Source organism: Pseudomonas sp. C7.1, assembly GCF_056312395.1.
In genome coordinates this window covers 319,589-341,924 of sequence record NZ_JBWDTL010000003.1, presented here as the reverse complement: position 1 = coordinate 341,924, position 22,336 = coordinate 319,589, and the positions used below count along the sequence as shown (strand labels likewise).

The window sequence follows — 22,336 nt, the reverse complement described above, 5'->3', positions numbered from 1 at the left end:
CACGCCTTGATTAGCACTATAAAAACTCAGCCGCCTAAACGTGCCGACCCATAGTCGAGAAATCCCTGAAAAACCGCCTCGATCCCACAGTAGGCCGCCGCACGCTGTTACCCATCACCACAACCTGGGTTACACGCGCCGGCAACTCCAAACAGACGATGACTGACACTCAAGCCTTGGCCACGGCTTGCAGTACAATCGGCGTTTTTTGCGAAAAGCCCACGGAGCGGATGCCCCGATGATTGATCCCAAGCGCGTACTGCGCGCCCTTGCCGAACACTGGACGTTGCTGGAGCCGCTGTGCGAACGCTTCGATGCCGGCACCCTGAGCCTGGTAGAACTGCGCAATCAGTTGGCCGCACAACTGCCCGAAGGCACGCCCACCGATGTCACCGCCCTGCTCGATCAGTGGATTCGCCTGGATATCCTGGTGCCTGTGGCCAAGAGCCCCAATCGCTTCGAGCTGAACGCGCAGATTCACGACTTCCTCGCCTACCTGCGCCGCGAACATCGCCTAGGCCTGTGCCTGGAGATCGAAGCCTATCTGCGCCATCTGGAGCGCCTTGCCGGCTATATCAAGGACGCCTTCGAGGTGCGTGACGCCGCCGACCTGGCGCGCCAGCTGCGCTTGTTGGATATGCGTGTGCGCGATGTATTGAAGAAGCTGGCCAACGACGAACAGGCCCTGGTTGCCGTTGCCGAGCGGGCCAAGACCTCAGACAGGCAAATCCCCCTGCGTCAGCGCTACGCCGAAGTACTGGCCACCTGGGATGAATACGTCGAACCTATGATCCAGCTGGTGGCCGCCGACGGTGCCTTCGAGCAGGGCGTGTACCGGGTCGAGCATGTGCTGCTGCGCCTGCTCAGTGAACAACAACGCCTCGGCCAGCTGGTGGATGACGACCTGCTGCTACGCACCCATGCGCGCATTCTGGAAATGCAGACCACCGCCCAGCTGACCCTGCGCCGCGCCCGCGAGCTGCTGTTGCCGCTGCGTGAAGAAGCGCGCCGGCATAACGCCGTAACCCGTGGCGCAGCCCTGGCCCTGGCGGCGATCCGCAAAAAGGGCCTGGACGCGGTGCCGCAGGCCTCTCTCCCGCTGTTCAGCCGCCCACAAAGCACCTTTCTCGGTACTGCGTCGCAGGTCGAGGCCTATGTGTACGCCCTGGCACGCTTCGAACCCAAGCCGGCGCAGTTCCCCAAGGCGCATGCCAGCCGCAAAGGCGAAGCGCCACGAGCGCCACGCACCGCACGGGAAATGATCGAACGTTGCGAACAGGCCCTGCCGCTGCCGGACCTGATGGTCTGGCTGCTGGAACAGGAGCCCGAAGGCGCCACCGACGAATTGCTCTACTGGTTCTCGCGCCTGTCCCGCGATGGCCGCTTCCAGCGCGAGCGCCTTGAGCGCCGCGACTACCTCACCCGCGAGCATCAGGTCAGCCTGAGCTCCTTCGCCCTGATCAAGCCGGCCGGGACCACCGCCCTATGAATATCGACCTAAAAGAACTGACCCAACTGGCGCCGATCTTTCGCGAGCTGTTCAAGGGCTACCACATCAGCCGCAGCAACCCGGAACTTTACGCCCAGCTGGCTAACCAGCAGGACCAGTACCGCGCCCTGTTCAAGGCGCTGGGCTATGAGCTGACCTGCGACAGCCGTGGTTTTTACTATTTCGTGCCCGAGCAGATGGGCGCCCAGGTCAACAAGACCGCCCAGCGGCTGGCGCTGTTCACCTTTATCCTGGTCGAGCATTTGGCCGACCAGGGTCGCGACCCGCTGGCCGTGCTCGATGGCGGCAGCCTGGGCCGCGACGAGCTGCCGGCGCTGCTGGAGAAATACCGCGACCTGTTTCTACAGGCCGAAGTCACCACCGTTGAGGAGCTGGAAGAGAAAGTCATGCGCCGCCTGACTCAGCTCGGCTTTGCCAGTGAAGACAACGGCATCTACCGCTTTCTCGCACCGATGCACCGTTTCCTCGACGTGTGCCTCTCCGTGCAGCAGGACCGCGACCTGGCCGCCACCCTGCACAGCAGCCTGCCGCTGCCGACGCCGGTGCTGCTGGATGATGAGGCCGAAGACGAAATCATCAGCCTCGCAGAAACGGATACCGACGAATCCGAAGAAGACGCCCTGGCCCGCGCCATGGCTGAAGAACGCGACGCCCAGGAGACCCGCGCATGAGCCAGGAACGCTACGGCATCCGCCGCTTCGCCCTACTGAATACCGCCGGCTATAGCCTCGGCCTGTTCCCCCTGGAAAACCCGCTGTCGGTTTACGGGGCCAACAACCTGGGCAAGTCGGCCTCAATCAACGCCCTGCAGTTCCCGATTCTGGCACGCATGTCCGACATGAGCTTCGGCAAGTACAGCCTGGAGCAGTCGCGCAAGTTCTACTTCGCCAGCGACACCAGCTATATCCTCGTCGAAGTCGCCCTGCCCCACGGCCCCCATGTGATCGGTGTGGCCGGGCGCGGCCCAGGCGGCGGCTTCGGCCATCAGTTCTTCGCCTACCAGGGCACTCTGAACCTTGAGCACTACCAGAAGAACGGCACCTGCTTGCGTCAGCGCGAACTGTTCAACGCCCTGGAGCGCGACGGCATCAAGGCCTACGAGCTGAAACCCGAAGAACTGCGCCGCCTGCTGGTCGGCGGCCATACCTCGATTCCGCTGGACCTGACCCTGATCCCGCTGCGCTCGACCAGCGAGCAGAGCCTAAAAACCTTCCGCGCGCTGTTTATCAACCTGCTGCATATGCGCGAAATTACTGCGGCAAAACTCAAGCAGCTGTTCCTCGATGCCTTCGAGCACAGCCTGCGCTCGGGTAGCGTCGACTATATCGCCGCCACCGAAGAAGCCTTCCGCGATGTGCGCCGCATGGAGCAGGACTACCAGGCGCTCGTTACCGCCGGCCCCTTGATCGAAGCCCTATCTGCCGGTGTAGCCCAGCGCGAGCTGCTACGCGGCAAGCTGCATCGCCTTTCGCCGCTGCTCGACTCGCTGCTGGGCACCTGGCAGGACTACGCCGGCGCACGTCGCGAGGAACTGGTGATCCAGGCCGAACACTACCGTGGCGAGCAGGACGGCCTGCAGCACGAGCAACGCGGCGGCACCCAGGAGCTGATGCGCATGGAGCGCGAGATCAGCGAGATCCAGCGCTGGCTTGGCGAGCTGTCGGTGCTGAAGAATCGCTTTGCCCTGGTCACCGACGCCAAGGTGCTGGAAGAACAGCTGCTGGCCGCCAAGGATGCCCACGACGAACTGGCCGGCGCCCTGGCCCAATCCCGGCAGTTCTCCGCTGAGGATTTGGATGAGCGCCTGCGCGATCTGGAAAAACGCCTTAAATCGGTCAAGCAGCAACTCGAACACGCCGACAACAACAGTTACTCACGCCTGCGCGAAGAGTTCAGCCAGCAGGACGTCGACCGCTTGATGCGCCTGTTCAATGGCCAGCTGTTCAGCCTGCCGCTGGGTGAGAAAGGCATTCAGGTGGCCGAGGGTGATGCCTGGGTCAAATCACTGGAAGCTATTCTCGACGGTTTCAAAGGCGAGAACTTCGAAGTACCGGGCCTAACCATCGATCTCAGCCATATCGAGCCGCCGGCCCTGCAAGCGCTGGCCGACCGCGCCGCCCTGCGCGACCAGAAGGACCGCCTCGACCGCGAATACAAGCAGCTGAAAACCCAACAGGCCGTGGCCGCCGACCGTGCCGCGAGCAAGGCCCAGGCCGAGCAGTTCTACCAGGCCGTGCTGGACGCACAGAAAGCCCTGGAATACTTCCGCAAAAGCCAGACCCTGGCCGTGGAAGAGCCGCAGAAACTGGAGCATCTGGCGCAACTGGAGGCCGCCCAGGACGAACTCAAACGCGCCTCCGATGCCTTTACCGAACGCGTGCAGCAACTGTCCGCCAAGCTGCAATTGGTTGGCCGTCAGCTCGCCGATCTGGAAGCAAAGGAACGCACCCTGGAAGACGCCCTACGCCGCCGCCAACTGCTACCGGCCAACCTGCCGTTCGGCACGCCGTTTACCGATCCGGTGGACGACAGCCTGGACAACCTGCTGCCACTGCTCAACGACTATCAAGATGCCTGGCAAGGTTTGCAGCGTGTCGATGGGCAGATTGAGGCGCTTTACGCCCAGGTGCGCCTCAAGGGCGTGGCCAAGTTCGACAGTGAGGATGATGTAGAGCGCCGCTTGCACCTGCTGGTCAACGCCTACGCCCACCGTCAAGATGAAGCCATCACCCTGGCCAAGGCGCGCCGTGCCGCGGTCACCGATATCGCCCGTACCCTGCGCAATATCCGCAGCGACTACGACAACCTGGAACACCAGCTGGCGCTGTTCAACCGCGAGATCAACAAGCGTCAGGTGTCCAATTTGGAAAGCTTTCGCATCGTTTTGGCACCCAATAAAGACGCGCTTAAGCATATCGACCAGATCATCCACAGCGCCGGCCAATACGAGCAAGGCGAAACCCTCTCGGTATTCGACCTGCAGCAGAGCAGCGAGCAGGACAGCAAGAACGAAGAAGCCAAGGACTACCTGTCGCGACTGGTGGCGGCCAATGGCAACCAGCTGGGCTTGAAAGATTTGTTCGAACTGGCCTTCGAGATCACCAAGGTGCATGGCCAACCGGTGATCCACACCGATATCGACGGCGCGGCGTCGAACGGCACCACCATGACCATCAAGGCGCTGACCAACATGTACCTGTTACTGCACCTGATGGACCGCGACCAGGCCGGCAAGGTGCGCTTGCCTTACTACCTGGACGAAGCGGCGGATATCGACGAGAAAAACCAGCAGGCGCTGATCGAAACCAGCCTGCAACTGGGCTTTGTGCCGATCCTGGCCTCGGTGAAGCCGCAAGTCTCGGCTACCGTGGCCATCGACCTGGAAGGCGGCAGCGGGCCGAACGGCATCTACATCGACGAAGCAGATTGGAAATATATCCAGCGCCGTGACAACGCCAAGAGCAAGGCTGAAACCACAACCGCAGCAACCGAGCCTGCCTAACTCAGGCTCAACTGCATAAACCACAAGGGCCGCAATTGCGGCCCTTGTCGGTTATTTCTTTAGCGCTAACTTCGCGCCCAGCGCACAACCCAGTAACACACGGCGGCTGGATTAGTTTCGCCGGTAGATTATCGGTGCGTGGAGGCATGCTCTCAAACAACGAAGTCAGCGGCACTGTCTGAACTGGGAGCGTATGACTGCGCTGGTGAGGCTGTTTATCCCCTATCCGCGAGAGCTACCGTTGCATTACTGCAGCTGCTTCCACACTGCCGAGCAACTGACGTACAAGGCAGCGCCAAGCGCCTCCCCAGAGTGGAATCGCCCGTCTTGAAGAAGCTTTAACAATGCAAGCATGTGAGTCCCGCCAAGCAATAAGGCACGCATGATAACGATGCACTGTTTAGTTGCCTATCAAAGGCTCATCTCAGCTGAGTATGTTTTTCGCTGCAAAAAGTAAAACCCCCGACCAGTTTCCTGATCGGGGGTTTTGGTGTAGGTGCTTGACGATGACCTACTCTCACATGGGGAAACCCCACACTACCATCGGCGATGCATCGTTTCACTACTGAGTTCGGGATGGGATCAGGTGGTTCCAATGCTCTATGGTCGTCAAGCGATTCAGCTGGGATGTCGCGGTTAAGCGCTATCCCGAATTGGGTATGTGATAGATGGTTTTGCAGTGCTTACAAATTTTCGGCTGTTGCAGTCTTCATAGAGACACACAAACATCAAATTGTTTGGGTGTTATATGGTCAAGCCTCACGGGCAATTAGTATTGGTTAGCTCAACGCCTCACAGCGCTTACACACCCAACCTATCAACGTCGTAGTCTTCGACGGCCCTTTAGGGAACTCAAGGTTCCAGTGAGATCTCATCTCGAGGCAAGTTTCCCGCTTAGATGCTTTCAGCGGTTATCTTTTCCGAACATAGCTACCCGGCAATGCCACTGGCGTGACAACCGGAACACCAGAGGTTCGTCCACTCCGGTCCTCTCGTACTAGGAGCAGCCCCTCTCAAATCTCAAACGTCCACGGCAGATAGGGACCGAACTGTCTCACGACGTTCTAAACCCAGCTCGCGTACCACTTTAAATGGCGAACAGCCATACCCTTGGGACCGGCTTCAGCCCCAGGATGTGATGAGCCGACATCGAGGTGCCAAACACCGCCGTCGATATGAACTCTTGGGCGGTATCAGCCTGTTATCCCCGGAGTACCTTTTATCCGTTGAGCGATGGCCCTTCCATACAGAACCACCGGATCACTAAGACCTACTTTCGTACCTGCTCGACGTGTCTGTCTCGCAGTCAAGCGCGCTTTTGCCTTTATACTCTACGACCGATTTCCGACCGGTCTGAGCGCACCTTCGTACTCCTCCGTTACTCTTTAGGAGGAGACCGCCCCAGTCAAACTACCCACCATACACTGTCCTCGATCCGGATAACGGACCAGAGTTAGAACCTCAAGGTTGCCAGGGTGGTATTTCAAGGTTGGCTCCACGCGAACTGGCGTCCACGCTTCAAAGCCTCCCACCTATCCTACACAAGCAAACTCAAAGTCCAGTGCAAAGCTATAGTAAAGGTTCACGGGGTCTTTCCGTCTAGCCGCGGATACACTGCATCTTCACAGCGATTTCAATTTCACTGAGTCTCGGGTGGAGACAGCGCCGCCATCGTTACGCCATTCGTGCAGGTCGGAACTTACCCGACAAGGAATTTCGCTACCTTAGGACCGTTATAGTTACGGCCGCCGTTTACCGGGGCTTCGATCAAGAGCTTCGCGTTAGCTAACCCCATCAATTAACCTTCCGGCACCGGGCAGGCGTCACACCCTATACGTCCACTTTCGTGTTTGCAGAGTGCTGTGTTTTTAATAAACAGTCGCAGCGGCCTGGTATCTTCGACCGGCATGGGCTTACGCAGTAAATGCTTCACCCTCACCGGCGCACCTTCTCCCGAAGTTACGGTGCCATTTTGCCTAGTTCCTTCACCCGAGTTCTCTCAAGCGCCTTGGTATTCTCTACCTAACCACCTGTGTCGGTTTGGGGTACGGTTCCTAATTACCTGAAGCTTAGAAGCTTTTCCTGGAAGCATGGCATCAACCACTTCGTCATCTAAAAGATAACTCGTCATCAGTTCTCGGCCTTAAGATCCCGGATTTACCTAAGATCTCAGCCTACCACCTTAAACACGGACAACCAACGCCGTGCTGGCCTAGCCTTCTCCGTCCCTCCATCGCAGTAATTAGAAGTACGGGAATATTAACCCGTTTCCCATCGATTACGCATTTCTGCCTCACCTTAGGGGCCGACTCACCCTGCGTCGATTAACGTTGCGCAGGAAACCTTGGTCTTTCGGCGTGGGAGTTTTTCACTCCCATTGTCGTTACTCATGTCAGCATTCGCACTTCTGATACCTCCAGCAAGCTTCTCAACTCACCTTCACAGGCTTACAGAACGCTCCTCTACCGCTCATCCTAAGATGAACCCGTAGCTTCGGTGTATGGTTTGAGCCCCGTTACATCTTCCGCGCAGGCCGACTCGACTAGTGAGCTATTACGCTTTCTTTAAAGGGTGGCTGCTTCTAAGCCAACCTCCTAGCTGTCTAAGCCTTCCCACATCGTTTCCCACTTAACCATAACTTTGGGACCTTAGCTGACGGTCTGGGTTGTTTCCCTTTTCACGACGGACGTTAGCACCCGCCGTGTGTCTCCCGTGCTGACACTTGTTGGTATTCGGAGTTTGCATCGGTTTGGTAAGTCGGGATGACCCCCTAGCCGAAACAGTGCTCTACCCCCAACAGTGATACACGAGGCGCTACCTAAATAGCTTTCGAGGAGAACCAGCTATCTCCGAGCTTGATTAGCCTTTCACTCCGATCCACAGGTCATCCGCTAACTTTTCAACGGTAGTCGGTTCGGTCCTCCAGTTAGTGTTACCCAACCTTCAACCTGCCCATGGATAGATCGCCCGGTTTCGGGTCTATACCCAGCGACTGTCGCCCTATTAAGACTCGCTTTCGCTACGCCTCCCCTATTCGGTTAAGCTCGCCACTGAATATAAGTCGCTGACCCATTATACAAAAGGTACGCAGTCACCCAACAAAGTGGGCTCCCACTGCTTGTACGCATACGGTTTCAGGATCTATTTCACTCCCCTCTCCGGGGTTCTTTTCGCCTTTCCCTCACGGTACTAGTTCACTATCGGTCAGTCAGTAGTATTTAGCCTTGGAGGATGGTCCCCCCATATTCAGACAAAGTTTCTCGTGCTCCGTCCTACTCGATTTCATTGATAAGAGAATTTCGTGTACGGGGCTATCACCCACTACGGCGGCACTTTCCAGAGCCTTCCACTATTCTCAAATCAACTTAAGGGCTAGTCCCCGTTCGCTCGCCACTACTAAGGGAATCTCGGTTGATTTCTATTCCTCAGGGTACTTAGATGTTTCAGTTCCCCTGGTTCGCCTTACACACCTATGTATTCAGTGTGTAATAACCAGCTTATGCTGGCTGGGTTCCCCCATTCAGAGATCTCCGGATCAAAGTCTGTTTGCCGACTCCCCGGAGCTTATCGCAGGCTACAACGTCTTTCATCGCCTCTGACTGCCAAGGCATCCACCGTATGCGCTTCTTCACTTGACCATATAACCCCAAGCAATCTGGTTACTGTCTCTAACGTGAAGACGACATTCGCCGAAAATTTGCAATTGAGAACTACAAATTTTACCTTGACCAAATTAATTACCAGTGAAAGTAATTAATCAGTCACTTCTATCACATACCCAAATTTTTAAAGAACGATTTTCTTACTGGCCAAAGACCAGAAATCAACATTCATCTGCTTTAGCAGGAACGCTCATTTCTGAACTCTCAACGCGTCTGTATATGGTGGAGCCAAGCGGGATCGAACCGCTGACCTCCTGCGTGCAAGGCAGGCGCTCTCCCAGCTGAGCTATGGCCCCATATTCGTACAAGGCCAAACCCCACAACAATTGGTGGGTCTGGGCAGATTCGAACTGCCGACCTCACCCTTATCAGGGGTGCGCTCTAACCAACTGAGCTACAGACCCAATCGTCTTTCGCAATGAATCAAGCAATTCGTGTGGGAACTTATGAAGAAGCTGAAGTCTTCGATTAAGGAGGTGATCCAGCCGCAGGTTCCCCTACGGCTACCTTGTTACGACTTCACCCCAGTCATGAATCACACCGTGGTAACCGTCCCCCCGAAGGTTAGACTAGCTACTTCTGGTGCAACCCACTCCCATGGTGTGACGGGCGGTGTGTACAAGGCCCGGGAACGTATTCACCGTGACATTCTGATTCACGATTACTAGCGATTCCGACTTCACGCAGTCGAGTTGCAGACTGCGATCCGGACTACGATCGGTTTTATGGGATTAGCTCCACCTCGCGGCTTGGCAACCCTTTGTACCGACCATTGTAGCACGTGTGTAGCCCAGGCCGTAAGGGCCATGATGACTTGACGTCATCCCCACCTTCCTCCGGTTTGTCACCGGCAGTCTCCTTAGAGTTCCCACCATTACGTGCTGGTAACTAAGGACAAGGGTTGCGCTCGTTACGGGACTTAACCCAACATCTCACGACACGAGCTGACGACAGCCATGCAGCACCTGTGTCAGAGCTCCCGAAGGCACCAATCTATCTCTAGAAAGTTCTCTGCATGTCAAGGCCTGGTAAGGTTCTTCGCGTTGCTTCGAATTAAACCACATGCTCCACCGCTTGTGCGGGCCCCCGTCAATTCATTTGAGTTTTAACCTTGCGGCCGTACTCCCCAGGCGGTCAACTTAATGCGTTAGCTGCGCCACTAAGAGTTCAAGACTCCCAACGGCTAGTTGACATCGTTTACGGCGTGGACTACCAGGGTATCTAATCCTGTTTGCTCCCCACGCTTTCGCACCTCAGTGTCAGTATCAGTCCAGGTGGTCGCCTTCGCCACTGGTGTTCCTTCCTATATCTACGCATTTCACCGCTACACAGGAAATTCCACCACCCTCTACCGTACTCTAGCTTGCCAGTTTTGGATGCAGTTCCCAGGTTGAGCCCGGGGATTTCACATCCAACTTAACAAACCACCTACGCGCGCTTTACGCCCAGTAATTCCGATTAACGCTTGCACCCTTCGTATTACCGCGGCTGCTGGCACGAAGTTAGCCGGTGCTTATTCTGTCGGTAACGTCAAAGTAGCAACGTATTAAGTTACTATCCTTCCTCCCAACTTAAAGTGCTTTACAATCCGAAGACCTTCTTCACACACGCGGCATGGCTGGATCAGGCTTTCGCCCATTGTCCAATATTCCCCACTGCTGCCTCCCGTAGGAGTCTGGACCGTGTCTCAGTTCCAGTGTGACTGATCATCCTCTCAGACCAGTTACGGATCGTCGCCTTGGTGAGCCTTTACCTCACCAACTAGCTAATCCGACCTAGGCTCATCTAATGGCGCGAGGCCCGAAGGTCCCCCGCTTTCTCCCGTAGGACGTATGCGGTATTAGCGTCCGTTTCCGAACGTTATCCCCCACCACCAGGCAGATTCCTAGGCATTACTCACCCGTCCGCCGCTCTCAAGAGAAGCAAGCTTCTCTCTACCGCTCGACTTGCATGTGTTAGGCCTGCCGCCAGCGTTCAATCTGAGCCATGATCAAACTCTTCAGTTCAATACTGCTTGGGTTTTGAGAAAACCCTAAACTTAGCTCAGCAATCGTTGGTTACATCTTTGATTTCTCGCGGAGTAACTTGTGATGCTGATAATCTTGCGACTAGCAGTCTTACCTCACAAGCACCCACACGAATTGCTTGATTCAGTTGTTAAAGAGCGGGTGGTTAAGTCTTTCGTCTCAACCGAGGCGCGCATTCTACAGCAGCCTCATCTTACGTCAAGCTGTTTTTCGAAGTTCTTTCCGAAGAAGTTCTTTTTACTCAACTACTTGCATTACATAACTTGTCAGCAGTGATTTTTGATCGCTCAAAAACCTCATGCTTGTACTAATAGTAAAACCCCCGACCAGTTTCCTGATCGGGGGTTTTGGTGTAGGTGCTTGACGATGACCTACTCTCACATGGGGAAACCCCACACTACCATCGGCGATGCATCGTTTCACTACTGAGTTCGGGATGGGATCAGGTGGTTCCAATGCTCTATGGTCGTCAAGCGATTCAGCTGGGATGTCGCGTTAAGCGCTATCCCGAATTGGGTATGTGATAGATGGTTTTGCAGTGCTTACAAATTTTCGGCTGTTGCAGTCTTCATAGAGACACACAAACATCAAATTGTTTGGGTGTTATATGGTCAAGCCTCACGGGCAATTAGTATTGGTTAGCTCAACGCCTCACAGCGCTTACACACCCAACCTATCAACGTCGTAGTCTTCGACGGCCCTTTAGGGAACTCAAGGTTCCAGTGAGATCTCATCTCGAGGCAAGTTTCCCGCTTAGATGCTTTCAGCGGTTATCTTTTCCGAACATAGCTACCCGGCAATGCCACTGGCGTGACAACCGGAACACCAGAGGTTCGTCCACTCCGGTCCTCTCGTACTAGGAGCAGCCCCTCTCAAATCTCAAACGTCCACGGCAGATAGGGACCGAACTGTCTCACGACGTTCTAAACCCAGCTCGCGTACCACTTTAAATGGCGAACAGCCATACCCTTGGGACCGGCTTCAGCCCCAGGATGTGATGAGCCGACATCGAGGTGCCAAACACCGCCGTCGATATGAACTCTTGGGCGGTATCAGCCTGTTATCCCCGGAGTACCTTTTATCCGTTGAGCGATGGCCCTTCCATACAGAACCACCGGATCACTAAGACCTACTTTCGTACCTGCTCGACGTGTCTGTCTCGCAGTCAAGCGCGCTTTTGCCTTTATACTCTACGACCGATTTCCGACCGGTCTGAGCGCACCTTCGTACTCCTCCGTTACTCTTTAGGAGGAGACCGCCCCAGTCAAACTACCCACCATACACTGTCCTCGATCCGGATAACGGACCAGAGTTAGAACCTCAAGGTTGCCAGGGTGGTATTTCAAGGTTGGCTCCACGCGAACTGGCGTCCACGCTTCAAAGCCTCCCACCTATCCTACACAAGCAAACTCAAAGTCCAGTGCAAAGCTATAGTAAAGGTTCACGGGGTCTTTCCGTCTAGCCGCGGATACACTGCATCTTCACAGCGATTTCAATTTCACTGAGTCTCGGGTGGAGACAGCGCCGCCATCGTTACGCCATTCGTGCAGGTCGGAACTTACCCGACAAGGAATTTCGCTACCTTAGGACCGTTATAGTTACGGCCGCCGTTTACCGGGGCTTCGATCAAGAGCTTCGCGTTAGCTAACCCCATCAATTAACCTTCCGGCACCGGGCAGGCGTCACACCCTATACGTCCACTTTCGTGTTTGCAGAGTGCTGTGTTTTTAATAAACAGTCGCAGCGGCCTGGTATCTTCGACCGGCATGGGCTTACGCAGTAAATGCTTCACCCTCACCGGCGCACCTTCTCCCGAAGTTACGGTGCCATTTTGCCTAGTTCCTTCACCCGAGTTCTCTCAAGCGCCTTGGTATTCTCTACCTAACCACCTGTGTCGGTTTGGGGTACGGTTCCTAATTACCTGAAGCTTAGAAGCTTTTCCTGGAAGCATGGCATCAACCACTTCGTCATCTAAAAGATAACTCGTCATCAGTTCTCGGCCTTAAGATCCCGGATTTACCTAAGATCTCAGCCTACCACCTTAAACACGGACAACCAACGCCGTGCTGGCCTAGCCTTCTCCGTCCCTCCATCGCAGTAATTAGAAGTACGGGAATATTAACCCGTTTCCCATCGATTACGCATTTCTGCCTCACCTTAGGGGCCGACTCACCCTGCGTCGATTAACGTTGCGCAGGAAACCTTGGTCTTTCGGCGTGGGAGTTTTTCACTCCCATTGTCGTTACTCATGTCAGCATTCGCACTTCTGATACCTCCAGCAAGCTTCTCAACTCACCTTCACAGGCTTACAGAACGCTCCTCTACCGCTCATCCTAAGATGAACCCGTAGCTTCGGTGTATGGTTTGAGCCCCGTTACATCTTCCGCGCAGGCCGACTCGACTAGTGAGCTATTACGCTTTCTTTAAAGGGTGGCTGCTTCTAAGCCAACCTCCTAGCTGTCTAAGCCTTCCCACATCGTTTCCCACTTAACCATAACTTTGGGACCTTAGCTGACGGTCTGGGTTGTTTCCCTTTTCACGACGGACGTTAGCACCCGCCGTGTGTCTCCCGTGCTGACACTTGTTGGTATTCGGAGTTTGCATCGGTTTGGTAAGTCGGGATGACCCCCTAGCCGAAACAGTGCTCTACCCCCAACAGTGATACACGAGGCGCTACCTAAATAGCTTTCGAGGAGAACCAGCTATCTCCGAGCTTGATTAGCCTTTCACTCCGATCCACAGGTCATCCGCTAACTTTTCAACGGTAGTCGGTTCGGTCCTCCAGTTAGTGTTACCCAACCTTCAACCTGCCCATGGATAGATCGCCCGGTTTCGGGTCTATACCCAGCGACTGTCGCCCTATTAAGACTCGCTTTCGCTACGCCTCCCCTATTCGGTTAAGCTCGCCACTGAATATAAGTCGCTGACCCATTATACAAAAGGTACGCAGTCACCCAACAAAGTGGGCTCCCACTGCTTGTACGCATACGGTTTCAGGATCTATTTCACTCCCCTCTCCGGGGTTCTTTTCGCCTTTCCCTCACGGTACTAGTTCACTATCGGTCAGTCAGTAGTATTTAGCCTTGGAGGATGGTCCCCCCATATTCAGACAAAGTTTCTCGTGCTCCGTCCTACTCGATTTCATTGATAAGAGAATTTCGTGTACGGGGCTATCACCCACTACGGCGGCACTTTCCAGAGCCTTCCACTATTCTCAAATCAACTTAAGGGCTAGTCCCCGTTCGCTCGCCACTACTAAGGGAATCTCGGTTGATTTCTATTCCTCAGGGTACTTAGATGTTTCAGTTCCCCTGGTTCGCCTTACACACCTATGTATTCAGTGTGTAATAACCAGCTTATGCTGGCTGGGTTCCCCCATTCAGAGATCTCCGGATCAAAGTCTGTTTGCCGACTCCCCGGAGCTTATCGCAGGCTACAACGTCTTTCATCGCCTCTGACTGCCAAGGCATCCACCGTATGCGCTTCTTCACTTGACCATATAACCCCAAGCAATCTGGTTACTGTCTCTAACGTGAAGACGACATTCGCCGAAAATTTGCAATTGAGAACTACAAATTTTACCTTGACCAAATTAATTACCAGTGAAAGTAATTAATCAGTCACTTCTATCACATACCCAAATTTTTAAAGAACGATTTTCTTACTGGCCAAAGACCAGAAATCAACATTCATCTGCTTTAGCAGGAACGCTCATTTCTGAACTCTCAACGCGTCTGTATATGGTGGAGCCAAGCGGGATCGAACCGCTGACCTCCTGCGTGCAAGGCAGGCGCTCTCCCAGCTGAGCTATGGCCCCATATTCGTACAAGGCCAAACCCCACAACAATTGGTGGGTCTGGGCAGATTCGAACTGCCGACCTCACCCTTATCAGGGGTGCGCTCTAACCAACTGAGCTACAGACCCAATCGTCTTTCGCAATGAATCAAGCAATTCGTGTGGGAACTTATGAAGAAGCTGAAGTCTTCGATTAAGGAGGTGATCCAGCCGCAGGTTCCCCTACGGCTACCTTGTTACGACTTCACCCCAGTCATGAATCACACCGTGGTAACCGTCCCCCGAAGGTTAGACTAGCTACTTCTGGTGCAACCCACTCCCATGGTGTGACGGGCGGTGTGTACAAGGCCCGGGAACGTATTCACCGTGACATTCTGATTCACGATTACTAGCGATTCCGACTTCACGCAGTCGAGTTGCAGACTGCGATCCGGACTACGATCGGTTTTATGGGATTAGCTCCACCTCGCGGCTTGGCAACCCTTTGTACCGACCATTGTAGCACGTGTGTAGCCCAGGCCGTAAGGGCCATGATGACTTGACGTCATCCCCACCTTCCTCCGGTTTGTCACCGGCAGTCTCCTTAGAGTTCCCACCATTACGTGCTGGTAACTAAGGACAAGGGTTGCGCTCGTTACGGGACTTAACCCAACATCTCACGACACGAGCTGACGACAGCCATGCAGCACCTGTGTCAGAGCTCCCGAAGGCACCAATCTATCTCTAGAAAGTTCTCTGCATGTCAAGGCCTGGTAAGGTTCTTCGCGTTGCTTCGAATTAAACCACATGCTCCACCGCTTGTGCGGGCCCCCGTCAATTCATTTGAGTTTTAACCTTGCGGCCGTACTCCCCAGGCGGTCAACTTAATGCGTTAGCTGCGCCACTAAGAGTTCAAGACTCCCAACGGCTAGTTGACATCGTTTACGGCGTGGACTACCAGGGTATCTAATCCTGTTTGCTCCCCACGCTTTCGCACCTCAGTGTCAGTATCAGTCCAGGTGGTCGCCTTCGCCACTGGTGTTCCTTCCTATATCTACGCATTTCACCGCTACACAGGAAATTCCACCACCCTCTACCGTACTCTAGCTTGCCAGTTTTGGATGCAGTTCCCAGGTTGAGCCCGGGGATTTCACATCCAACTTAACAAACCACCTACGCGCGCTTTACGCCCAGTAATTCCGATTAACGCTTGCACCCTTCGTATTACCGCGGCTGCTGGCACGAAGTTAGCCGGTGCTTATTCTGTCGGTAACGTCAAAGTAGCAACGTATTAAGTTACTACCCTTCCTCCCAACTTAAAGTGCTTTACAATCCGAAGACCTTCTTCACACACGCGGCATGGCTGGATCAGGCTTTCGCCCATTGTCCAATATTCCCCACTGCTGCCTCCCGTAGGAGTCTGGACCGTGTCTCAGTTCCAGTGTGACTGATCATCCTCTCAGACCAGTTACGGATCGTCGCCTTGGTGAGCTTTTACCTCACCAACTAGCTAATCCGACCTAGGCTCATCTAATGGCGCGAGGTCCGAAGATCCCCCGCTTTCTCCCGTAGGACGTATGCGGTATTAGCGTCCGTTTCCGAACGTTATCCCCCACCACTAGGCAGATTCCTAGGCATTACTCACCCGTCCGCCGCTCTCAAGAGAAGCAAGCTTCTCTCTACCGCTCGACTTGCATGTGTTAGGCCTGCCGCCAGCGTTCAATCTGAGCCATGATCAAACTCTTCAGTTCAATACTGCTTGGGTTTTGAGAAAACCCTAAACCTAGCTCAGCAATCGTTGGTTACATCTTTGATTTCTCGCGGTGTAACTTGTGATGCTGATAATCTTGCGACTAGCAGTCTTACCTCACAAGCACCCACACGAATTGCTTGATTCAGTTGTTAAAGAGCGGGTGGTTAAGTCTTTCGTCTCAACCGAGGCGAGCATTCTACAGCAGCCTCGTCTTACGTCAAGCTGTTTTTCGAAGTTCTTTCCGAAGAAGTTCTTTCTACTCAACCACTTGCGCCTCCGTTCAGCCTTAAGCTTCTCGTTAGCGGGAGGCGAATTCTACAGCTTTTCAAACCGCTGTCAACCACCTCTTTTACTACCTCCGATCATCTCGATCGAACCCCTCCAGACTCAAACACCACCCCCTGAAGAGGAGGCGCATTCTACACAGCTTTCGCTGCTTTGCAACCCCCTTTTAAATCTAACTTCTTGTTTTGTAAGAAGTTTAAGGAGCCGCATACGCCTGAAGAGCTGCGCATTATAGGGACTGGCGAACGCAGGTCAATCGATTGTTGCGTTTTTGTTTCAACACCCCCCGCAATCAAGGCCTGCAGCCATACAGCCACCTACGCATCGCCTGCAGAAACGACAAAGCCGTTGAAGCTGACGCTTCAACGGCTTTGTCGAACCTGCTACGCAGTAACTAGGCGCTTTTACTACGACGCAGACGCAGTAGGTACTGAATCGGCCCCGAGGCCGCGTAAGCCAGGAAGATGATCAGCAGAATACGCGGCGGATCACTGAACACCACAGCGAACACCAGTACTACTGCCAGGATCGCTACAAAAGGCACGCGCCCTTTCAAGTCGAGATCCTTAAAGCTGTTGTACTTGATATTGCTGACCATCAGCATGCCGGCAGCGGCTACCAGGATGGCAACTACAAAAGCCATATTCGAGCCTTTAATACCGAAATCACTGAAGGCCCACACCGTGCCTGCTACCACACCCGCAGCAGCCGGACTGGCCAGGCCAATAAAGTAGCGCTTATCGACGCTGCCAATCTGCGTATTGAAGCGCGCCAGACGCAACGCAGCGCCAGCTACATAGATGAAGGCCACCATCCAGCCGACTTTGCCCATGCTGCCCAGCGCCCACTCAAACGCGAGCAAGGCAGGCGCTACACCAAAGGCGACCATGTCAGACAGCGAGTCATACTCAGCCCCAAAGGCGCTCTGGGTATTGGTCAAGCGCGCCACACGCCCATCGAGACCATCGAGCACCATGGCAACAAACACTGCAGCAGCAGCCACATAGAAGTTGCCGTTCATGGCATTGATGATGGCGTAGAAACCGGCAAACAGGTTGGCCGTGGTAAACAGGTTGGGCAGCAGGTAGATGCCGCGATGACGAACCTTGCGCCCTTCGGCGTCATGCCCCTCCTCTATATGCTCATCGATTGGCAACAAACTTTCAGCGTCGACGGGAGACTGCGGCTCATCTGGACGTTCATTCATGAACAATACCTTGCAACGGATGTGGAAAATTTCGACAGGCGCTCACGACAACGGTTCACGATAGCACCCATGCAACACCCAGGCTTTATACCAGAACCCTTGCTGCACAATGAAAAAACGCGGCCAAGGCCGCGCTTTTTCTTAGAGCAACAACGCTTAGTTCTTAGCTTTGTCGACAATTTTGTTGGCACCGATCCACGGCATCATGGAGCGCAGTTGCTCGCCGATGATCTCGATACCGTGAGCAGCGTTGTTACGACGCTTAGCGGTCATCGATGGGTAGCCGGTAGCACCTTCGCTGATAAACATCTTCGCGTACTCACCATCCTGGATGCGCTTCAGAGCATTGCGCATGGCCTGACGGGACTCGGCGTTGATGACTTCAGGACCAGTCACGTACTCGCCGTATTCGGCGTTGTTGGAGATCGAGTAGTTCATGTTGGCGATGCCGCCTTCGTACATGAGGTCAACGATCAGTTTCAGTTCGTGCAGGCACTCGAAGTAGGCCATTTCTGGCGCGTAGCCAGCTTCAACCAGGGTTTCGAAACCGGCTTTAACCAGCTCAACAGTGCCGCCGCACAGAACGGCTTGCTCGCCGAACAGGTCGGTTTCGGTTTCGTCCTTGAAGGTGGTTTCGATGATGCCGGTACGACCGCCACCCACACCAGCAGCGTAGGACAAGGCAACATTCTTGGCGTTGCCCGAAGCGTCCTGATAGATCGCGATCAGGTCAGGTATACCGCCGCCTTTGACGAACTCGGAACGCACGGTGTGGCCCGGAGCTTTCGGCGCGATCATGATCACGTCGAGATCGCTGCGCGGCACAACCTGGTTGTAGTGGATCGCGAAGCCGTGGGAGAAGGCCAGGGTGGCGCCTTTCTTGATGTTCGGCTCGATTTCGTTCTTGTACAGCGAAGACTGGAATTCGTCCGGGGTCAGGATCATGACCAAGTCAGCAGCAGCAACAGCGGAAGCAACGTCAGTCACTTTCAGGCCATGGGCTTCAGCTTTGGCAACGGTGGCCGAGCCCTTACGCAGGCCGACAGTGACGTCAACGCCGGAGTCTTTCAGGTTGCATGCTTGAGCGTGACCCTGGGAGCCGTAACCAATGATGGCAACTTTCTTGCCCTGGATGATCGAGAGGTCACAGTCTTTGTCGTAATAAACTTTCATGTTTTTGGCTCTTTTAATCGAAAAGGATGGGGTGCAAGCACCGCGACGGAGACACCTTAAGTGATCCGCACCATTGCGTAAAATGATATATTTGCAACACAACATGCCGATAACTGAAACAAATATGGATAGTCACGCACTCAGGCTCTTTCTCTCCCTGGCCGACAATCTGCATTTCGGTAAAACCAGCCGCGAGCAGCACGTCAGCCCTTCTGCGCTCAGCCGCAGCATCAAGCAGCTCGAGGACGAACTCGGCGCCACCCTGTTTCTGCGCGACAACCGCTCAGTACGCCTGACCCGTGAGGGGCAACAGTTCCGCGAGTATGCGAGTGAGGTCATGAACGGCTGGCACGCCATTCGCCAAACTTTCAAGCAAGATCAGCTAGTCCTGCACGGGGAACTCTCTCTGTACTGCTCAGTTACAGCCAGCTACAGCTTCCTTTACGACATCTTGAGCAGCTTTCGCCAGGACTATCCGCGCATCGAAATGAAGCTTCACACCGGCGATGCAGCCAAAGCCGTGGAGCGCGTACAAGAAGGACTGGAAGACCTTGCCATCGGCGCTCGACCCGACAACTTGCCGGCCGGCATCGAATTCCAACCGATAGCCCGCTCAGAGCTGTGCTTTATCGGCCCCCAGTCTCCTCAGCTATTGAGCGAAGAACAGCTGAAACATCCCGACGCTGCAAGCTGGCGGGACGTACCGATGATCCTCTCAGAAGAAGACCTCGCGCGAACCCGAACCGACCGCTGGCTGAAAAGCCACAACATCAAGCCGCTGATTTATGCACAAGTGAGTGGTAACGAAGCCATCGTGAGCATGGTGAGCCTGGGCTTTGGTATTGGCGTGGTGCCGCAAATCGTCCTCGACAACAGCCCGCTGGCCGCACGCATCCGTATTTACGATATTCAGCCGCCGTTAACCGGTTACGAGATCGGCCTGTTCGCGCTGGAGAGACGCCTTAAAGACCCACTGATCAATGCCTTCTGGAATCGCCAACGCTAGATGCTGGCAGCAAGGCATCTACTCCGAAAAGCAAAAAGCCCTCAGAGGTATTCCCCCGAGGGCTTTTGCTTTTATCAGTACAACGCAATCAGATGCTTAACACCTTGTCGCCACGAGCAATGCCCGTCACACCACTGCGCACGGTTTCCAGAATCGACGTGGTGCCGATGGCCTGGATAAAGCTGTCCAGCTTGTCAGTCGTACCGGCCAGTTGGATGGTGTAGACGCTACTGGTCACATCGACGATCTGCCCACGGAAGATATCCGTGGTGCGCTTGACCTCGGCGCGCTGAGCGCCGGTGGCCTTGACCTTGACCAGCATCAGCTCGCGCTCAACGTGAGCGCTTTCCGACAAGTCGACCAGCTTAACCACCTCGACCAGCTTGTTGAGGTTTTTGGTGATCTGCTCAATCACTTCATCATGACCCACCGTGGTCAACGTCAGGCGTGACAGGGTCGGGTCTTCGGTCGGCGCCACGGTCAGGCTTTCGATGTTGTAGTTGCGCTGCGAGAACAGACCCACCACGCGGGACAGTGCGCCGGGCTCGTTTTCCAGCAGCAGGGAGATAATGTGTCGCATGATTAGGTCCGCTCCGTCTTGCTCAGCCACATATCGCGCATTGCACCGTCTTTGATCTGCATCGGGTAGACGTGCTCACTGGTATCAACCTGGATATCGAGGAACACCAGGCGATCTTTCATCGCAAAGGCCTCTTCCATCTTCGGTTTGAGGTCCTTCAGATCAGTGATGCGCATGCCGACGTGACCATAGGCCTCGGCCAGCTTGACGAAGTCCGGCAACGACTCCATGTAGGAATGCGAGTGACGGCTGTTGTAGTTCATGTCCTGCCATTGGCGCACCATGCCCAGCGCGCCGTTGTTCAGGTTGACGATTTTCACCGGCAAACCGTACTGCAGGCAGGTCGACAGCTCCTGAATGTTCATCTGGATGCTGCCTTCGCCAGTCACACAAGCGACCTCCTCATCCGGGAAGCTCAGCTTGACGCCCATAGCCGCAGGGAAACCAAAACCCATGGTGCCCAGGCCGCCGGAGTTGATCCAACGGTTCGGCTTGTTGAAGCGGTAATACTGCGCTGCAAACATCTGGTGCTGGCCGACGTCAGAGGTCACGAAGGCATCGCCGCCGGTGACTTCGGAGAGGGTTTCGATCACGGTTTGCGGTTTGATGATGCTGCCGTCGCCCTTGTCGTAAGGGAACATGATGCGCCCACCGCGCCACTCTTCGATCTGCTTCCACCAGCTCGCCAGCGCTTCCTTGTTCAGCTGCTCGCCGATCTCTTTAAGGATCGCGACCATCTCGGTCATCACGCTATCAACCGGGCCGACGATTGGGATATCGGCCTTGATGGTTTTGGAGATGGACGCCGGGTCGATATCAATATGGATGATCTTGGCACTCGGGCAGAATTTGCTCGCACCGTTGATCACCCGGTCATCAAAGCGCGCACCAACAGCCAGGATCACATCGGCATGGTGCATTGTCAGGTTGGCGGTGTAGCTGCCGTGCATACCGAGCATGCCGAGAAACTGGCGATCGGTGCCTGGATAGCCGCCCAAACCCATCAGGGTGTTGGTGACGGGCAGGTTGAGCATCTGCGCCAGCTCAGTCAGCGGCGCTGCAGCACCGCCCATGATCACGCCACCACCGGAGTAGATGACTGGACGCTTAGCCGTCAGCAACAATTCAGCCGCTTTGCGGATCTGTCCGGAGTGACCACGCAGCGCTGGGCTGTAGGAGCGCAGCTTGACCTTCTTCGGATAGACGTACTCGAACTTCTCAGCCGGGTTGGTCATGTCCTTCGGGATATCCACAACCACCGGGCCTGGACGGCCGGATTGCGCCAGATAGAAGGCTTTCTTCAATACTTCCGGAATCTCCGAAGCGTGCTTGATCATAAAGCTGTGCTTCACGATCGGCCGGGAGATACCGATCATATCGGTTTCCTGGAAGGCATCGGTGCCAACCATGGTGCTGGGCACCTGGCCAGACAACACCACCATCGGAATGGAGTCCATGTAGGCGGTAGCAATACCGGTGATGGCATTGGTTGCGCCAGGGCCAGAGGTTACCAGCACCACACCGGCTTTACCGGTGGCGCGGGCATAGCCGTCAGCCATATGGGTTGCCGCTTGCTCGTGACGAACCAGGATGTGCTGAACTTCCGGCTCTTTGAACAAGGCATCGTAGATGTGTAGAAGAGCACCGCCCGGGTACCCATAGATGTTCTTAACGCCTTCGTCACGCAAAAAGCGGACGACCATTTCAGCGCCGGATAAAAGCTCCACGTTGTTCACCTCTAAAACGCCAGAAAACCGCCCAACAAGGAGGACGGCCTAAGATAGGTTTACTGCCAGCAGAGCATGAGCGACGGTGGTCGCCGACTACGTCAGCTACAACTGAGCAAGTATTGGGAA

8 protein-coding genes, 4 tRNA genes, 6 rRNA genes and 1 pseudogene are annotated in these 22,336 nt (G+C 54.9%); 4 read left to right on the top strand and 15 right to left on the bottom strand.

From position 1 onward, the window contains the following. Nucleotides 1-238: 238 nt before the first annotated feature. From mksB to mksF, 3 genes are read left to right on the top strand one after another with little or no spacing between them, the layout of a single operon-like run. On the top strand, nt 239-1,489 hold the full coding sequence (gene mksB, locus AC0T4W_RS04880) for an Mks condensin complex protein MksB (protein WP_476316861.1): 1,251 nt from the start codon (nt 239-241) through the stop codon (nt 1,487-1,489). Beyond that, nucleotides 1,486-2,181, top strand: a complete 696-nt coding sequence (gene mksE / locus AC0T4W_RS04875; RefSeq protein ID WP_476316859.1) for an Mks condensin complex protein MksE — start codon at nt 1,486-1,488, stop codon at nt 2,179-2,181. The genes mksB and mksE overlap by 4 nt, the downstream gene beginning before the upstream one ends. Next, the gene (gene mksF, locus AC0T4W_RS04870; protein ID WP_476316856.1) at nt 2,178-5,012 is read left to right on the top strand and encodes an Mks condensin complex protein MksF; all 2,835 of its coding nucleotides are present in this window, start codon (nt 2,178-2,180) and stop codon (nt 5,010-5,012) included. Before mksE ends, mksF begins: the two co-directional genes overlap by 4 nt. Before the next feature lie 249 nt (nt 5,013-5,261). Here the strand turns inward: mksF and AC0T4W_RS04865 are convergent. The 13 genes and pseudogenes from AC0T4W_RS04865 to ilvC all read right to left on the bottom strand — a co-directional run. Next, nucleotides 5,262-5,366 (bottom strand): annotated as a pseudogene (locus tag AC0T4W_RS04865) (bifunctional biotin--[acetyl-CoA-carboxylase] ligase/biotin operon repressor BirA); the annotation flags it as partial. Nucleotides 5,367-5,510: 144 nt separating this feature from the next. Next, nucleotides 5,511-5,626: ribosomal RNA gene (rrf, locus tag AC0T4W_RS04860) — 5S ribosomal RNA — on the bottom strand. 134 nt (nt 5,627-5,760) lie between these two features. Continuing rightward, a 23S ribosomal RNA gene (locus AC0T4W_RS04855) occupies nt 5,761-8,650 on the bottom strand. 244 nt (nt 8,651-8,894) lie between these two features. Beyond that, a tRNA-Ala gene (locus AC0T4W_RS04850) sits at nt 8,895-8,970 on the bottom strand. Between the two features lie 31 nt (nt 8,971-9,001). Then, nucleotides 9,002-9,078 (bottom strand) — tRNA-Ile (locus tag AC0T4W_RS04845). Between the two features lie 65 nt (nt 9,079-9,143). After that, nucleotides 9,144-10,680 (bottom strand): 16S ribosomal RNA (locus AC0T4W_RS04840). Nucleotides 10,681-11,059: 379 nt separating this feature from the next. Then, nucleotides 11,060-11,175: ribosomal RNA gene (gene rrf / locus AC0T4W_RS04835) — 5S ribosomal RNA — on the bottom strand. 133 nt (nt 11,176-11,308) lie between these two features. Beyond that, nucleotides 11,309-14,198, bottom strand: a 23S ribosomal RNA gene (locus AC0T4W_RS04830). Nucleotides 14,199-14,442: 244 nt separating this feature from the next. Then, nucleotides 14,443-14,518, bottom strand: a tRNA-Ala gene (locus AC0T4W_RS04825). A 31-nt stretch (nt 14,519-14,549) separates the two neighbouring features. Further along, nucleotides 14,550-14,626, bottom strand: a tRNA-Ile gene (locus AC0T4W_RS04820). A 65-nt stretch (nt 14,627-14,691) separates the two neighbouring features. After that, nucleotides 14,692-16,227: ribosomal RNA gene (locus AC0T4W_RS04815) — 16S ribosomal RNA — on the bottom strand. Together the 16S, 23S and 5S rRNA genes with 4 tRNA genes alongside form the textbook arrangement of a ribosomal RNA operon. Nucleotides 16,228-16,908: 681 nt before the next feature. Next, the gene (gene pssA, locus AC0T4W_RS04810; protein ID WP_476316853.1) at nt 16,909-17,721 is read right to left on the bottom strand and encodes a CDP-diacylglycerol--serine O-phosphatidyltransferase; all 813 of its coding nucleotides are present in this window, start codon (nt 17,719-17,721) and stop codon (nt 16,909-16,911) included. A 156-nt stretch (nt 17,722-17,877) separates the two neighbouring features. After that, entirely contained in the window at nt 17,878-18,894 is a 1,017-nt protein-coding gene (ilvC, locus tag AC0T4W_RS04805; RefSeq protein WP_275961622.1) for a ketol-acid reductoisomerase, read from the bottom strand. Nucleotides 18,895-19,018: 124 nt separating this feature from the next. Between ilvC and ilvY the strand changes: the two genes are divergently transcribed. After that, nucleotides 19,019-19,900 carry an HTH-type transcriptional activator IlvY gene (ilvY, locus tag AC0T4W_RS04800; protein ID WP_476323464.1) on the top strand — a complete coding sequence of 294 codons (882 nt, stop codon included), beginning with the start codon at nt 19,019-19,021 and terminating at the stop codon, nt 19,898-19,900. An 88-nt stretch (nt 19,901-19,988) separates the two neighbouring features. On the opposite strand, the gene ilvN is transcribed toward ilvY, so the two are convergent. Beyond that, nucleotides 19,989-20,480, bottom strand: a complete 492-nt coding sequence (gene ilvN, locus AC0T4W_RS04795) for an acetolactate synthase small subunit (protein WP_476316849.1) — start codon at nt 20,478-20,480, stop codon at nt 19,989-19,991. Between the two features lie 2 nt (nt 20,481-20,482). Next, nucleotides 20,483-22,207, bottom strand: a complete 1,725-nt coding sequence (locus AC0T4W_RS04790) for an acetolactate synthase 3 large subunit (protein ID WP_476316846.1) — start codon at nt 22,205-22,207, stop codon at nt 20,483-20,485. Between the last annotated feature and the right edge of the window lie 129 nt (nt 22,208-22,336).

Coding starts and splice junctions, on each gene's coding strand:
- mksB (WP_476316861.1), top strand. CDS start 239: ATGATTGATCCCAAGCGCGTACTGCGCGCCCTTGCCGAACACTGGACG.
- ilvC (WP_275961622.1), bottom strand. CDS start 18,894: ATGAAAGTTTATTACGACAAAGACTGTGACCTCTCGATCATCCAGGGC.
- ilvN (WP_476316849.1), bottom strand. CDS start 20,480: ATGCGACACATTATCTCCCTGCTGCTGGAAAACGAGCCCGGCGCACTG.
- ilvY (WP_476323464.1), top strand. CDS start 19,019: ATGGATAGTCACGCACTCAGGCTCTTTCTCTCCCTGGCCGACAATCTG.
- mksF (WP_476316856.1), top strand. CDS start 2,178: ATGAGCCAGGAACGCTACGGCATCCGCCGCTTCGCCCTACTGAATACC.
- pssA (WP_476316853.1), bottom strand. CDS start 17,721: ATGAATGAACGTCCAGATGAGCCGCAGTCTCCCGTCGACGCTGAAAGT.
- mksE (WP_476316859.1), top strand. CDS start 1,486: ATGAATATCGACCTAAAAGAACTGACCCAACTGGCGCCGATCTTTCGC.